General features: G+C 37.2%; 12 protein-coding genes. 4 read left to right on the forward strand and 8 right to left on the reverse strand.

Going from position 1 to position 15,328, the window contains the following annotated elements:
• Window positions 1–891, forward strand: an 891-nt coding sequence (locus ACIQ32_RS03745) for a YifB family Mg chelatase-like AAA ATPase (RefSeq protein ID WP_396194347.1), incomplete at its 5' end; no start/stop codon positions are given.
• On the opposite strand, the gene ACIQ32_RS03750 is transcribed toward ACIQ32_RS03745, so the two are convergent.
• The 7 genes from ACIQ32_RS03750 to panB all read right to left on the reverse strand — a co-directional run bounded on the left by ACIQ32_RS03750 (window position 888) and on the right by panB (window position 11,687).
• Window positions 888–2,240, reverse strand: coding sequence for a hydroxymethylglutaryl-CoA synthase family protein (locus ACIQ32_RS03750; RefSeq protein ID WP_396194348.1), 1,353 nt, complete (start codon window positions 2,238–2,240; stop codon window positions 888–890). The two genes, ACIQ32_RS03745 and ACIQ32_RS03750, sit on opposite strands and share 4 nt — an antisense overlap.
• Before the next feature lie 160 nt (window positions 2,241–2,400).
• Window positions 2,401–3,258 carry a neutral zinc metallopeptidase gene (locus ACIQ32_RS03755; protein WP_396194349.1) on the reverse strand — a complete coding sequence of 286 codons (858 nt, stop codon included), beginning with the start codon at window positions 3,256–3,258 and terminating at the stop codon, window positions 2,401–2,403.
• 11 nt (window positions 3,259–3,269) lie between these two features.
• Window positions 3,270–7,235: a PAS domain S-box protein gene (locus ACIQ32_RS03760; protein ID WP_396194350.1), complete on the reverse strand. Its 3,966-nt coding sequence runs from the start codon at window positions 7,233–7,235 to the stop codon at window positions 3,270–3,272.
• Window positions 7,236–7,338: 103 nt separating this feature from the next.
• Entirely contained in the window at window positions 7,339–8,667 is a 1,329-nt protein-coding gene (locus ACIQ32_RS03765) for an aldehyde dehydrogenase (protein WP_396194351.1), read from the reverse strand.
• Between the two features lie 58 nt (window positions 8,668–8,725).
• On the reverse strand, window positions 8,726–10,060 hold the full coding sequence (locus tag ACIQ32_RS03770; RefSeq protein WP_396194352.1) for a hypothetical protein: 1,335 nt from the start codon (window positions 10,058–10,060) through the stop codon (window positions 8,726–8,728).
• An 81-nt stretch (window positions 10,061–10,141) separates the two neighbouring features.
• Window positions 10,142–10,831 (reverse strand): RluA family pseudouridine synthase, encoded by a 690-nt coding sequence (locus tag ACIQ32_RS03775; protein ID WP_396194353.1) that lies wholly within the window; start codon window positions 10,829–10,831, stop codon window positions 10,142–10,144.
• Window positions 10,832–10,868: 37 nt separating this feature from the next.
• Window positions 10,869–11,687, reverse strand: a complete 819-nt coding sequence (gene panB, locus ACIQ32_RS03780) for a 3-methyl-2-oxobutanoate hydroxymethyltransferase (RefSeq protein ID WP_396194354.1) — start codon at window positions 11,685–11,687, stop codon at window positions 10,869–10,871.
• A 266-nt stretch (window positions 11,688–11,953) separates the two neighbouring features.
• On the opposite strand from panB, the gene ACIQ32_RS03785 reads away from it, so the two are divergent.
• The 3 genes from ACIQ32_RS03785 to ACIQ32_RS03795 all read left to right on the forward strand — a co-directional run bounded on the left by ACIQ32_RS03785 (window position 11,954) and on the right by ACIQ32_RS03795 (window position 14,049).
• Window positions 11,954–13,117: a sigma-54-dependent transcriptional regulator gene (locus tag ACIQ32_RS03785; protein ID WP_396194355.1), complete on the forward strand. Its 1,164-nt coding sequence runs from the start codon at window positions 11,954–11,956 to the stop codon at window positions 13,115–13,117.
• A 69-nt stretch (window positions 13,118–13,186) separates the two neighbouring features.
• Window positions 13,187–13,801 (forward strand): DEAD/DEAH box helicase, encoded by a 615-nt coding sequence (locus ACIQ32_RS03790; RefSeq protein ID WP_396194356.1) that lies wholly within the window; start codon window positions 13,187–13,189, stop codon window positions 13,799–13,801.
• 32 nt (window positions 13,802–13,833) lie between these two features.
• Window positions 13,834–14,049 carry a DUF2007 domain-containing protein gene (locus ACIQ32_RS03795; protein ID WP_396194357.1) on the forward strand — a complete coding sequence of 72 codons (216 nt, stop codon included), beginning with the start codon at window positions 13,834–13,836 and terminating at the stop codon, window positions 14,047–14,049.
• On the opposite strand, the gene ACIQ32_RS03800 is transcribed toward ACIQ32_RS03795, so the two are convergent.
• Window positions 14,050–15,273 (reverse strand): MFS transporter, encoded by a 1,224-nt coding sequence (locus ACIQ32_RS03800; RefSeq protein ID WP_396194359.1) that lies wholly within the window; start codon window positions 15,271–15,273, stop codon window positions 14,050–14,052. It lies immediately after the preceding gene.
• Between the last annotated feature and the right edge of the window lie 55 nt (window positions 15,274–15,328).

Raw genomic sequence — 15,328 nt, forward strand, 5'->3', positions numbered from 1 at the left:
ATTTTTATTTTAATTGGTCCGCCGGGTTCGGGGAAAACCATGTTGGCCAAGCGATTGCCGAGTATTTTACCGCCAATGACTTTGAAAGAAGCGCTGGAAACCACTAAAATTCACAGCGTAGCCGGAAAAATAAAAGACGTTGGTTTGCTCAATCAAAGACCTTTTCGGAGTCCGCATCACACAGCGAGTAGCGTTTCACTAGTTGGCGGAGGCAGTTATCCGCAACCCGGTGAAATTTCTTTGGCGCACAATGGGGTGTTGTTTTTAGATGAATTGCCCGAGTTTAAAAGAGAAGTCTTAGAAGTGATGCGACAACCGCTGGAAGACCGAGAAGTAACTATATCTCGGGCAAAATTCACCATCACTTATCCGTCATCTTTTATGTTGGTGGCGAGTATGAATCCGAGTCCGGGCGGCTATTTCAACGATCCTGATGCACCCGTGAGTTCTTCTCCTGCCGAAATGCAACGCTATTTGAGCAAGATTTCCGGACCGTTGTTGGACAGAATTGATATCCATATTGAAGTTAGCCCGGTGCCTTTTGAAAAACTCACCGAAACCCGACAAGCGGAAAGTAGCGTTTTGATTAGAGAGCGTGTGACTAAAGCCAGAGAAATTCAATCCAAGCGTTTTGAAGCCATCGATAATATTCATTATAATGCCCAAATGAGCACCAAGTTGATCAGAAAGTTTTGTGCACTGGATGATAGTTCCTTACAACTATTGAAAACCGCTATGGAACGATTGAATTTGTCTGCCCGCGCTTATGACAGAATTTTAAAAGTATCCAGAACTATAGCCGATTTAGAGAGGTCTGAACAAGTCAAATCCAATCACATAGCCGAAGCCATCCAATACAGAAGCTTGGATCGAGACGGCTGGTTGGGTTAAGCCAATTGGTACTGTCTTGCACCTATCAAAACCGGATTTTCTTTTTCAATACTATGCAAGTAGAACTCGTTATTCGGACTGACAATTGATGCTTTCAATTCTTTTTTATGGAGTTTTTCGTAAGTTGTAAAATCTATAGGTTGACAATTTTCAAGCTTTTCAAACAGTTTTACTTTGGCAATAGCCGATTGCCATTGTGTAGCGATTTGGGCTTCAAAAACCTTCGATTTTGAACCGCTGCCATAGGCAATGAAACCAATTTTTTTATCGGTTAAGTCGGTTTTTTGTTGGAAATGATAGCATAAAGCAGATAACATTCCCAAGAAAATAGAACCGGTATAAATATTGCCAATTTGTCCTGAGGCGATTTCAGAAGGCTTTATTTTTTCGTTCACCAAAGCCAAGTATTCTTCGGATTTGGCTAAAGCTCTTAATTTGTCTTTATCAGAATCACCGTTTTGTGCCGCTAATATTTCGGGATTTTCTTTGGCAAAAATTTCAATAAAAGTTCTTCTGCCTTGGAAACAATAGGGAAGGTGCATCAAGATATTGGTCCAATTCTCATAGATTTTTCCATATTGTTGACTTTCGGTTTTATAATGTTCGTAGGCTTCTGTAATGCGATTGATATAACATTGGTTGGAATACTGCCCGTCAAAAACCGGCTGTTCTTTGTAAAGGGTAATTTCGTTTTCTAATACACCTTGCCATTCAGGATTATCATCAGATTGGAAAACTTCTTTTTTACTTACAATTCTTCGAGGTTTAAAGAAATCAAATACACCTTCAGTGGCCACACCAACAGCATTGGAAAAAGTCAGGATGTTTGGATTTGCCGTAATTAGCATTGCAATAGAACCGGCACCTTGAGTGTATTCACCGGTGGAATTCAAATCGTATTTAGCGTTATCGGAAGCAATAATGATTGCTTTTTTAGTTGGGTTTAAACGGATGTAATCCAGACAATTTTGTAAAGCATCAACAGCACCTATACAAGCAAAAGTCAAATCAACCACATCGCAATTGCGTAAACTGCCGGTTCCTAAAATGCTTTCTAAATTAGATAAAACAAAGGAAGCTACAGGTTTAGAACTGTCGACACCGCTTTCGGTTCCAATATAAATTCTATTAATTTCATTCGGGTTTAGATTTTCTTGGCGGATAAGTTGTAGCGCCGCATTGGACGCCATAGTCACAACATCCTGATGCACATCAGGGAAACTCATTTTGTGCAAGCCTAAACCTTTAATCAACTTATCGGCTTCAATATTTCTGTGTTCAGCCAGTGTTGTTATGGGAAGGTATAATTTAGGAATATCAATAGCAATACTGTGGATGCCTACGTTCATTTTTTTCTTTTTTTTAGCTACACAAAATTAAAAAAGACAACTTCAAAATACTTTGAAATTGTCTTTAAAATGAAGCTGTTAAACACGATTTGTGATTTATGCAATAAAAGATAAATTTATTTTTTGAATTGTGATTTTTGCCATAAATAACTGTTTATTATTAATCCAATAGCGCAGAGAAGGTATCGCCCTGTTTAATGTCGCCTGAGTTATACCCTTTTTTAAACCAATACATTCGTTGCTCTGAGGTGCCATGTGTAAAACTATCAGGTGTAACATGACCTTGCATTTTACTTTGAATAGCGTCATCACCTACAGCATGAGCTGCACTCAAAGCTTCTTCAATATCGCCTTCTTCTAAAAGGTTTTTGTTATAATGTGCCCAAACTCCCGCATAGAAATCGGCTTGTAACTCTAAGCATACGGAGAGTTTATTGGCTTCTTTTTCGCTTTTGCTTTGCTGTAATTGGCGTACTTTTCCCGAAGTACCTAGGATAGTTTGCAAGTGATGTCCCATTTCATGTGCAATGACGTAAGCAATTGCGAAGTCGCCGCCTTGCGCTCCAAATCGGGTTTTGAGTTCTTCAAAGAAGCGCAAATCCATATAGATTTTTTTATCTCCGGGACAATAAAACGGTCCGGAAGCTGATGTGGCGCTTCCGCAAGCCGTATTTACACCGTCATCAAACAACACCATGCCCGGTTCTTCGAAGGTCATGTTGTTTTCTTGAAAAATGGTAGCCCATGTTTCGTTATTGTACACAAAACAAGATTCAGAAAAATCACCGAGTTGTTTTTCTTCAGCCGAAAGTTCTCGAGTTTGGGTTCCTTCAGTTTGTGTTTGTGTTCCTTGGGTTTGTTCGATAATGGTACCGATTGTTTGACCGGTTTCACCACCAAACATGTTCAGCAATAAAACTACAATCCCGATGATTCCTCCACCTAAAATGGCTTTTCCTCCACCCGACATACCTCTGCGGTCTTCAAAATTGCCGCTTTCTTTTTTATCCCATTTCATAATTTAAATATTTAGTTTAATTGCATAACTTCTCTAATAATTTTTTCCAAAACTTCTTTATCGATAGGTTTTGGAATGTAATCATTCATACCGAATTGCAAACATTTTTCTTTTTCACCCAAAACAGTTCCGGCAGTAAGTGCGATAATAGGGATTTGTTCTGAATTGGGTAGTTTTCGGATAGCTTCAGTTGATTCATAACCATTCATGACAGGCATTTGAATGTCCATCAAAATCAAATCGGGACGAAGATTTTCTGTTTTTTCTAATGCCTCTTTACCATTTTGTAATTCAATAATTTCAGCATTCGGCATTATTTGCTTGACTAAAGTTTTGGCTAATAGCATGTTGATTTTGTTGTCTTCCACTATGTAAACCAATTTATGCTCTGTGGTGATTACATTACCGGCTAAATTTACATTGACAATTTTGTCGCTTAGTTTAACTGTTTCGGTTGATTCGTTAGAAGATTCAACTTCTAGTATAAAGCTGAATTCACTGCCGTTATTGGGTTCGCTTTTGAGTTCAAGATGACTATCCATCAAGCCTAACAACTGATTTGAGATCGATAGACCTAAGCCGGTTCCACCAAATTTCTTAGAAGTAGAATTGTCTTCTTGTGAAAATGCTTCAAAGATTTTTTGCTGATTGTTTTTGTGAATACCAATTCCTGTATCTTTTACGGCAAAGAGTAATTGTATTTTTTGAGGGCTTATTTTTTTGACTACACTTACTTTCAAACTAACGCTGCCGTTTTCCGTAAATTTTATGGCATTGTTCAGTAAATTGATTAAGATTTGTTTGATTCTGATATAGTCCAACCAAACCGATGGCGGTACTTCGTTGTCGATGTTAAGATGCAAAGCCAGTTTTTTATTATCGGCTTCATATTGGATGAGGTCAATTACCTGATGTAATAGTTCGGAGAGGTTGATTTTTTCTACATTCAGCTCCAGTTTCCCCGATTCGATTTTGGAGAAATCCAGAATGTTGTTGATTACTTCCATCAATGAATTAGCTGATTGATTGATGGTATCCATGTATTGTTTTTGAATGCTTTCCAAATTGGTATTCATCAACAATTCGGTAAAACCTATAATTCCGTTTAATGGCGTTCGGATTTCGTGACTCATATTGGCCAAGAATTCCGATTTGGCTCGGTTAGCCGCTTCTGCATAATTTTTGGCTTTGATGGCTTCTTCGGCTTCCATTCGTTGGGTAATATCAATAAAAATCCCAACAATATATACGATATCTTGGTTTTTGAAAATAGGCTCACCAAATTCTTCTACCCAAATGTATTGCCCCGATTTATTAATGATGCGATAGATTAAATGAATTTTTTGTTTTTCGCGGAACAATTCATTGGCTTTGTTTCTGACAATTTCAATGTCATCAGGATGAACCAAATCGATATAGAACATTTTATTTTGCAGAAAATCTTCTTTCGGATATCCGGTAAGTTTCTCAATTTCGTCATTGAGATAGATTTTCGACCATTTTTCATCGTATTTTGACAAGTGAACCGTACCGGGTATATTGTTGGCCAACAATCGGAATTTTTCTTCACTTTCCTGAATTATGGCTTCATTGATGTTTCGTTCGAACGCAGAAGAAATATTATTGGCCAATGATTGTAAGATGGTTATTTCGTCTATTGACCATTCTCTTTCTATAGAAGAATCATCAAACACCAAAAAGCCGTGGAGTTTGTTTTTGACAAAAATGGGCAAGAAAAGCACCGATTTTATATTGAAAGCCTCTAAAAAAAGTTTGGTAGGTTCGTCTTTTATTTTTCTGACAATGGCTGCATAATAGTAATGTTCTTCCATTTGTTTGAGCACAAATGAAAGCAATTCATTAGAAATATTTTGTAACGCCTCGTTGGTTGACGTAAAACCGTTTTCTGAGGCTATCCACCGGTGTCTTTGGTAGTAAAGGTCTTCAGTTTGTTTATAAGCAAAGAATGAAATTTTATCCACTTTAAGCACTTTTCCAATTTCATTGACAATGCTTTTTAAGATTTCGTCGGTATTTTTACTCAACAAAAACTTGTCAATATTTCTACTGATAACGGTTAGAATTTCACTTTTGTAGGATAGTTTTTTATCCGATTCCAACAACAATTGTGATTCTATGGCAATGGCAATTAAATCGGCAATAGAACGCGAAAAGTTAATGTCTTCATTGTCCCATTCAACAGCTGAATCTGTTTTCTCAAAACACAAGATACCGATAATTTTCCCGTTGATAAAAATGGGTGTATCCAATAACGACATGATGTTGTGTTTCGGGAAATACTCCAAACAAAGTTCTTCAGTAATACTGTTGTTATAAACGTTTGAAGCCACAATTTGCATACCGGTATTTAAGTGAGAAAAGTAAACCGGAAACTTTAAGTTTTCGATAAAAAAGTTTTTTTCAAACCTATCGCTTTTAAGATAATACATACTTTCACATTTGATGCCTTCAGGCAAGTAAGCCCAATAACTTACCCTGTCGATGGCGCAATTTGTGGCAGCTACTTTAAGGATGTTTTTTAAAATTCCGTTGAAAGTATCTTTGTTGGAATAACTTTGAGACGTTAAAATCTTGAGTGTTTCATTGTGAATGCGAACTTTTTTGCTTCGGTTGTAATGTTCAATCTCCAGATTTTTTACCAAGGTAATATCTCGGGCAATTGCAGAATAGCCCAAGATATGTCCGTTTTCATCTTTTTTTAGCGTTACTTTTTGCGAAACCCATATCGTATCTCCTTCCTTTTTTAGCAACGGAAATACTAAATCACTGTACTCTTCAGTTTCTTTGGGAACTTCTTTATAGAAATCGGTAACATATTCCAAATAATCATTTCGTACAAAGTTAGAGAAGTGTTTTCCTAAGATATCTTCTTTTTCGTAGCCCAAGGTTTTTACGGCAAACTGATTGACATAAGTCACAATTGCAGTTAAGTCAATTTCATAAATTAAATCTGCAGCCGATTCAATCAAACTTCGGTATTGGTCTTTAATTTTCATTTGCTCCGTAACATCTTGACCAATGCCGATTACAATATCGTCGGCATATTTTTTATCCTTCCATTGGATAAATTTATATTCTCCGTTTTTACACTTCAGTTTTCGGATGTAAGAGCGATCATCCACAAAGGATTGGTGATAAGCTTCTCCAATGAATTCGGAATCTTCGGTTAATTTCCAAAAGCCCATTCCCAAAACATCTTCCACCTTATAACCTAAAATCAGCTCGACTGATTCGCTGCAAAATGACACTTCTCCTTTTTTATTGGTTGTCATAATCAAAGAATTCCCATTATTGACCACTATATTGGAAAAAAGAAACTTATTCTTTATTTCAATTAAAGCTAAGTGTCTTGAAATATGTATGGCTATGATGGAAATAAATGTAACAACTAACAAAACGGTCAGCTTTTGGTCAATCATGGCCGTTTGGTAACTAAAGAATAAAAACAAAAACAATATTCCCACAAAACACCAATATTGTTGGATGTTTTTTAAAACAAAATAAGACAAAAAGAAACCAATGATAAAATAGATATACGATATGAGTTCAAAGGGTTTAAAGAAAACATTGTAACCGATAAAACAAAAATAAGTTAGGTAAAATGCAATGAAAATAGCATTGATGTTTTTAAAAACCGATGGAATATTGTTTGACAAAAAATAAAACAGCAGTAACAATCCGCCGATCGTGAAATTAACCAACAGATAGTCGGTATTTCTTATCTCAAAAAAATTGACTATGGTTTCTACCAGCGGAATTGTGATTCCAAAGAATAAAAAGTAGATGCGGAATTGTTCCTCTTTTGGTTCAAACTCATCGTATTTTGAAATATTTAAGTTTAATCTTTTCTTTGATGTATTGTGAATGGCCATGTAAAATAAAAACATGACTATCAATAATAAAGCTATTATGACATAACTGTTAATGGCAATAGCTAGTGAAAAAATGTAACTCAATGTAGGACAGTTTTAAAACAAATTATACAATTAGCGACTTTTTTCTAAACGTTAAAAAAATCAAAAATAAAAATACTGTTTATTTTTTAATATTTGATATTAATCAAAACCATTTCAGTATTTTTTTTAACCTATTAAGTTTTCCTTCATATGGTGCGTATCGAATTGGTATATCGAGCCAATTGGCTTTTTTAACCAAAGCTTTATGGTGTGAGAATAGGTCAAAACTTCTTTGGCCATGATAAGCTCCGATACCGCTATGACCAACACCGCCAAAAGGCAGTCGTTTGTTGGCAAAATGAATCAGCGTATCGTTGATACATCCACCGCCAAAAGAATATTGAGTGATTATTTTTTGTGCAAAAGATTGGTCTTGGGTAAACACATACAACGAAAGAGGTTTTTCATATCGGGTAATGATTTGGGCTAAATCGGCTTCCGTTTGATAACCTAAAACGGGTAATATCGGACCAAAAATTTCTTCTTGCATCACCAAACTGTCAAGCGAAGGTTCATCGAGTAAAGTAGGCGCGAGGTAAAAATCATCAGCACTCGATTGTCCGCCGAAAAGTAGGGTTTCGTTTTCTATAAGCGAGAGTTGTCGTTTCCAGTTTTTTTCGTTGATAATACGTGGATAATCCGATGAAATCTCGGGGTTTTTTCCGTAGGCCAAAATGATTTCTTCCTTCAGTAATTCGATTAGTTTTGGTTTTATACTATGGTGAACCAGCAGATAATCGGGCGCAATACAGGTTTGTCCGGCATTGAGGAATTTCCCCCAAACTATTCGCTTAGCCGTCAATTTCAAATTCGCCGTCGGTTCAATAATACAAGGGTTTTTCCCGCCTAATTCCAAAGTCACCGGCGTTAAGTTTTCAGCGGCTGCTTTGGCTACTATTTTGCCTACAGCGACACTTCCTGTAAAGAAAATGTAATCCCAACGTTGTGTCAGTAAGTTTTGGGCAACTTCTGTTCCGCCTACTACACACTCGACATGATTTTTTTCAAAAGTTTCAAGGATGATTTTAGCGATGACTTTCGAAGTATTCGGTGTCAATTCCGAAGGTTTAACGACCACCTGATTCCCGGCAGCAACTGCTGCGATTAATGGCGCGAACACCAATTGATAAGGATAATTCCATGGCGCGATAATCAAAACCTTACCATAAGGTTCTTTATGGATATAATCTGAAGATGGAAAATTCAAAAAAGAAGGCAAAACCCATTGTGGTTTTGCCCAATTAGTAAGATTTTTGATGGTATACTCGAGTTCGGAAACAATGTAACTTGTTTCAGTTGCAACCGCTTCAAATGCCGGTTTTTTAAAATCATCATATAAGGCTTGGATGATTTCGGTCTCTTTTTTTTGAACGGTCAGCAGTAATTTCAGTAACGATTGTTTCCTGTAATTCAAATCCGTTTTAAAAATCATGACAAAATAAATTAGCTTGGCTAATATAGCATTTTTAAACAGAAACTGCTACATTATATTACAAAAATGCCCAGCGGAATCCGGTATAAATATCACCTTGTTTACTGTCACTTACCAATGCCGTAATTAAGGAACTGGTACCTAAGTAGAAACCGCCTAATCTGAAGCCTAAACCAACATTAGTACCCGAGATTTCATTAAAACTTACCGGTGCATAAGCTTCAAAGAAGCCTAAATTAACTCTGGGTGTAAGGCTGAAAATGTTAGGCACCGTGATTTGATCATTGCCCGAATCTTCATTGACTTTTTGTTGTAAATAAGCTGTTAGATAAAGTTTAGGGACAATTTTAAAATCGGCATAAGTAGAAAGTACAGTAGGCAATTTTACTTTAAAATCGTTGTCTTGAGGTAATTCAGTAATATATCCATTGTCTCTTAAAATAGTTTCTACATCACTCAAATTATCCACATTTTCAAAAAGACTTAAATCTAAAGGTCCGGCAGTTTGGGTAGAAAACACATAGTTCGTCGATGAATTGTTGTCTCCTTTAAATGTCATACTGCCAATGTTTCTAATGGATAATCCGGCATTTAATTTATAGTCTTTGCCTTTTTTCCATTGGTAGTTAAAACCAATATCTCCGGCAAAACCGTTCATTCCGCCAAAAATCGATTGGCTGTAATCTTCAAAATTGGTGAAACTATCGGCCAAATTTCCGGAATAGGCAATATTTAAAGTCGCCGGAGAATTAGTCGTTAGAAAGGCACCGGAAGCATTTTCGGTTACGGTTCCGTTTAAATTGCTCAAACCAAAGTTGGAATAAGAACCCGGAAACAAAATCTTCAAAGTAACCCCGGCACTGAATTTATGGTTGTCGTTTTCAAAAAAAGTTCGCGCTGCCGACAAACCTATTTCACCATAAGAAGTGCCGCTCAATCTTTGGTTATTTGGATTGTTCAATAGGGTAGTGTTCAAAAGCACATTGTCGCTGGTGATAGCATTTCCGATAGTAGGGTCGATATCCACCATGTCAAACTTGGCATGTGCTTTTGTGGTAATGGCAAAACCCCATTTTTGCCAACGTATGGCCAATCCCGGACCGTTAATTTCAGCATCAATTCGGGCGTTTACCGGACTGCTTCCTTGAAAAATCAAGGTTTCAAAATCGGCATCCGAGGAAATATCACTAAAGGCAATTTTGTTGTTGGCTACGTTAAAACTCAAGCCGTAAATATTGACTTCAAATTTTTTAGACAAATTGGTCAATTCAGCCGGATTAATATTAGCATTTAAAATACCAACTCGGTTAGAAGTACTTATGCCTGAGTAATGGTCTTGGGCAAAAGTGTTTAGCCCAATTAAAAGACTTGCGGTTACAATGATTTGCTTCATAGGTAAGATTGATTTAGGTTATAACAGTTGGTTTTTTGAAAACCCTAATACAACTATAGTTGTAAAAATAGTCATTTTAGTTTACAAAGCGTTCCAAATTACTTCATTTGGTGTTGGTGCTATAATTTCAAGAGTTTTTTTAGTTACCGGATGGATGAAAACCAGTCTTCGGGCATGCAAATGAATCCCGCCGTCAGGATTACTCCGGTCAAACCCATATTTCAAGTCGCCTTTAATTGGACAACCAATGGCCGACAATTGCGCTCTGATTTGGTGGTGTCTCCCGGTGTGCAAGTTGATTTCTAAAGCAAAATAATTATTGAGTTCACGGATGATTTTGTAGTCTAAACTGGCTTTTTTGCTTTCAGGAACTTCTTTGAGATGCGCTTTGGAAGTGTTGTTTTTCTCGTTTCTTTTCAGAAAATGGACTAAATTATCTTCTGTTTTTGGGGGTTTGTTTTTCACCACAGCCCAATACGTTTTCTGTGTTTCGCGTTTGCTGAACAATTCATTCAATCGGGTTAAAGCCTTACTGGTTCGGGCAAAAATAACTATGCCTGTGGTTGGTCGGTCTAAGCGGTGAACCACTCCGAGAAACACTTCTCCGGGTTTGTTGTATTTGTCTTTGAGGTATTCTTTAACAACTTCCGACAGCGGTTTGTCTCCGGTTTTATCTCCTTGAACAATATCGCCAACACGTTTGTTAACCACAATAATATGGTTGTCTTCGTGTAAAACCTTTAAGTTGTCTTTAGTAGAGACTTCTTTCATTTTCAAATTTTCAAATCTTCAAATTTTCAAATCTGAATTAATATTGCTCATTAGCATTTGGAAAATCACTCGACTTTACATCAGCCACATAATTTCCAATAGCGGATGTCATTTGCTCATATAAATTTAAATATCGTCTTAGGAATCTCGGACTGAACTCATTGTTCATGCCCAACATATCGTGTATCACCAAAACCTGTCCGTCAACACCACCACCGGCGCCAATACCAATGACCGGAATAGAAATGGTCTTGGCTACTTTCTCGGCCAATGCCGCCGGAATTTTTTCTAAAACCAACGCAAAACAGCCTAGTTTTTCTAACAATTTAGCATCTTCAATTAATTGTTCCGCTTCGGCTTCTTCTTTAGCACGAACGGTGTAAGTGCCGAATTTATAGATGGATTGCGGGGTCAAACCCAAATGGCCCATCACCGGAATACCGGCATTCAATATGCGTTTGATACTTTCTTTAATTTCGCTGCCACCTTCCAATTTTACCGCATGACCACCGCTTTCTTTCATGATTCTAATGGCAGAGCGCAAGGCTTCTTTCGGGTCACTTTGGTAACTGCCAAAAGGCAAATCCACCACCACTAATGCACGGTCAATGGCACGAACTACTGCTGATGCATGATAAATCATTTGATCCAAAGTAATCGGCAAAGTCGTTTCGTGTCCGGCCATCACATTACTGGCGGAATCGCCCACCAAGATTACATCAACTCCTGCAGAATCAACAATTTTTGCCATGGTATAATCATAGGCAGTCAACATCGAGATTTTCTCGCCATTGGCTTTCATGTCAAACAAGGATTTAGTGGTAATTCTTTTGTAATCTTTTTTTGCAGTAGACATAATGGTTTGTTTTGAAGTTGTAAAAGTATTAAATCTATTTTTATGAACCGCCAAATGTGAAATTATCTTATTTTTGTCGAAACTGATTGGGAGCGAATGGCTCGGGCAAAGAATAATCCATATTCCTGCTTTCCGTTGCAATCTTTTTTAAATTGCTAAAGCATTTAAAAAAGGATTTCCACTCCAATCAGGGCTAAAAAGCCAATCATAAAGGATTTAAGATTATTTGCCAACAACCGACAACCGATAACAGACAACCATAACATATGCCCAAAATACTAATCATCGAAGACGAAGCCGCTATCAGAAGAGTGTTGATCAAAATCCTTTCGGAAGAAAGCGATACTTACACAGTTGAAGAAGCTGAAGACGGCAAGCAGGGTTTTGAAAAAATCAAAAACGAAGACTACGACTTGGTGTTGTGCGACATTAAGATGCCCAAAATGAGCGGTGAAGAGTTGCTCGAAGCGGTCAAAAAAATAAAACCCGAAATTCCGATGGTCATGATTTCCGGTCACGGCGATTTGGAGACGGCTGTCAATACCATGCGTTTAGGAGCTTTTGATTACATCTCCAAACCACCCGATTTGAATCGATTATTGAATACGGTTCGCAATGCTTTAGACAAAAAGCAATTGGTTGTCGAAAATAAAATTTTAAAGAAAAAGGTTTCCAAAAACTACGAAATCATAGGCGAGAGCGAACCTATCAATCAAATTAAGTTGATGATTGAAAAAGTTGCTCAAACCGATGCTCGCGTGCTCATCACCGGACCAAACGGTACCGGAAAAGAATTGGTTGCCCATCAATTACACGAGAAGAGTGAACGCGCTACAGCACCTATGATAGAAGTGAATTGCGCTGCGATTCCGTCAGAATTAATCGAAAGCGAACTGTTCGGTCACGTGAAAGGCGCTTTTACTTCTGCCGTAAAAGACCGCGCAGGAAAATTCGAAGCAGCGGATGGCGGAACAATTTTTCTGGATGAAATAGGAGACATGAGTTTATCGGCCCAAGCTAAAGTATTACGCGCTTTACAGGAAAGTTTGATACAAAGAGTCGGTGCCGATAAAGATATTAAAATCAATGTACGTGTTATTGCAGCGACCAACAAGGATTTGAAAAAAGAAATCGCCGAAGGTCGTTTCCGGGAAGACTTGTACCATCGTTTGGCGGTTATCTTAATTAAAGTGCCTGCATTAAACGACAGACGAGATGATATTCCGTTATTAATAGAACATTTTGCCGTAAAAATTGCAGAAGAACAAGGCAACGCAACCAAAGTTTTTTCCAAAGACGCCATCAAATTACTGCAAGAATACGATTGGACCGGAAACATTCGCGAACTGAGAAACGTAGTAGAAAGACTGATTATCCTTGGCGGAAGCGAGATTTCGGAAATGGATGTAAAATTGTTTGCTTCTAAATAGCTGTCAGCAATTAGCAGTTAGCAGATTTTGCTAAAAGCTAAAAGCTAAGCGCTAAAAGCTAAAAAAAATATGAACTTAAAAAAAATAAACCCAAACCTTCAAAAAGCCCTCATTGAACACGGTTTAACCAAAGCCAATGAGATCCAAGAAGAAACCTTTTCCACTGTTAAAAGTGGTTCGGATGCCGTAATTCAATCACCCGAAGGCAGCGGAAAAACTACTACTATAGTACTCAATGTTATCCAACGATTAGAAAAATCGGTTGGAGAAAGTACACGTGCTTTGATATTGGTGGAAAATAAAGAACGTGTCTTGGAAATGGAAGAAATGTTTCTCAAACTTGGAACCTATCACGATTTGAGTATTTTCGGAGTGCATGACAAAGGAGATATCGATTACGACAAAAATATAGTGTCGATGGGTTTGGATATTTTAATCGGAACGCCCAATAAAATTAACGCCATGTTCTCCTCAGCCGGTTTTAACAGCAATACCATCAAGATGTTTGTAGTTGATGATGCTGATATTTTATTCAGAAACCGAATGGATGCCGTAGTGTTGCGTTTGTCACAGAGTATCGAAAAAACACAGCGATTATTTTTCTGTTCCCAAATAACGGAAAGAGTAGAAGTGCTTGCCGAAAAAGTAATGATAGAACCGCTTTTCTTCGAAATAGAAGAATAATTGTCATAATTCATAATTCGTAATTCAAAAAAATGGGATTGATCAAAATATTTTCAGGCGAAGAAATTTTAGCCGTTAGTTTAAAAGAAAAACTCGAGGCAGCCAACCTTACTGTGGTTATTCGGAATAACAATCAGGCCAATGTTTTGCCTAGTGTTCAAACTACAAAACCGGTGGAATTGTTTATTCAGGAAGTGGATTTCGGTAAAGCCAATCCGGTGATCGAAGAATTCAGAATGAGTATTTAATTATTCGATTACTTTTAATCGCCAAACCAACATCGAAATAAAAACCCCAAAAACCCCAATCATAGCAAACGAATATTTCAAACTCGTCAATTCTGCTATGAAACCAATTATTGGCGGACCAATTAAAAATCCTAGGAAACTAATACTGGTAACTATCGTCAACGCAATACCGGTTGGAACATTTTTATTATTTCCGGCAATGTTGAAAATGATGGGAACTACATTCGAAACACCAAAACCCACCATCATAAAAGCAATCATGCACGGAATGATAAAAGGCAATAAAACAGCCATGTACAATCCGGTTGAAATGACTAAACCACTTATGATAAGCACTTTTTTGGCACCATATTTAGCGACTAAAAAATCACTCAAAAATCTACCCGAAGCCATACTGATCATAAAAGTAGTATAGCCCAAAACCACTAATGCACCGGGCGCTTTTATAATTTCTTTGAAATAAACACCACTCCAATCAAACATAATGCCTTCGCTGGCCATGCCACAAAAACATATCACACCCAACCATAACAAAGTTTTATCAGGATTTTTCCAAAAGGAATAACTCGTTTTTTCTCCTTCTTGTTTCGATTTGGTTTTGATGATGTATTTGTAGTTGGTTAATATGATTACTACTATAAATGCAAAAGCAAAAACAAAATGTTGCAACGGTGTCCATTTTATTGTTAGCATGAGTAAGCCCACCAATGCGCCAAAAAAACCGGCCAAACTCCAAGAACCGTGAAACGAACCAATTATAGGTTTTTCAAATAATTGTTGGGTATAAACGCCTTGTGCGTTCACCGCAATATTACAGAAGTTACAAAAGAAACCAAACAAAAACAATCCGGTGGCTAAATGCCAAGGTTGGGTTGCCAATCCGATAAAAATCAAGCAAAATGCATAAAGTAATAGCCCTGAAATAGAGATGTTTCTACTGCCATATTTAGTCACAATTTTTCCTGTAAACGGCATCGCTACCAATTGCCCAATCGGTAAAGCAAAAAGCATGGTACCCAATTCAGCTTCACTTAATTGCAATATCGATTTGATATCCGGAATTCGGCTTGCCCAAGTCGAAAAGCAAAATCCCATACCAAAGAAAAATAATGAAGTAGCTAGTCTAATCCTGTTGAGATAAGATTTTTTGGCTTTTCTATAACCTTTATTAATCTTGGCTTTGGGTAAAATTTTGGCTAAAAAACTGTAATCTAATAACGGCATATTCAAAACTAAAGGTTACACCATGCAAAATTAAAACAATCAAAATTGCCAATTC

The sequence above is a fragment of the Flavobacterium sp. genome (genome assembly GCF_044373165.1).
GTDB lineage: Bacteria > Bacteroidota > Bacteroidia > Flavobacteriales > Flavobacteriaceae > Flavobacterium.

Excerpts from the sequence above, each read along its gene's own strand:
- ACIQ32_RS03790 (WP_396194356.1), top strand. The coding sequence starts at position 13,187 with ATGAACTTAAAAAAAATAAACCCAAACCTTCAAAAAGCCCTCATTGAA.
- ACIQ32_RS03765 (WP_396194351.1), bottom strand. The coding sequence starts at position 8,667 with ATGATTTTTAAAACGGATTTGAATTACAGGAAACAATCGTTACTGAAA.
- ACIQ32_RS03770 (WP_396194352.1), bottom strand. The coding sequence starts at position 10,060 with ATGAAGCAAATCATTGTAACCGCAAGTCTTTTAATTGGGCTAAACACT.
- ACIQ32_RS03755 (WP_396194349.1), bottom strand. The coding sequence starts at position 3,258 with ATGAAATGGGATAAAAAAGAAAGCGGCAATTTTGAAGACCGCAGAGGT.
- ACIQ32_RS03775 (WP_396194353.1), bottom strand. The coding sequence starts at position 10,831 with ATGAAAGAAGTCTCTACTAAAGACAACTTAAAGGTTTTACACGAAGAC.
- ACIQ32_RS03800 (WP_396194359.1), bottom strand. The coding sequence starts at position 15,273 with ATGCCGTTATTAGATTACAGTTTTTTAGCCAAAATTTTACCCAAAGCC.
- panB (WP_396194354.1), bottom strand. The coding sequence starts at position 11,687 with ATGTCTACTGCAAAAAAAGATTACAAAAGAATTACCACTAAATCCTTG.
- ACIQ32_RS03785 (WP_396194355.1), top strand. The coding sequence starts at position 11,954 with ATGCCCAAAATACTAATCATCGAAGACGAAGCCGCTATCAGAAGAGTG.
- ACIQ32_RS03750 (WP_396194348.1), bottom strand. The coding sequence starts at position 2,240 with ATGAACGTAGGCATCCACAGTATTGCTATTGATATTCCTAAATTATAC.
- ACIQ32_RS03795 (WP_396194357.1), top strand. The coding sequence starts at position 13,834 with ATGGGATTGATCAAAATATTTTCAGGCGAAGAAATTTTAGCCGTTAGT.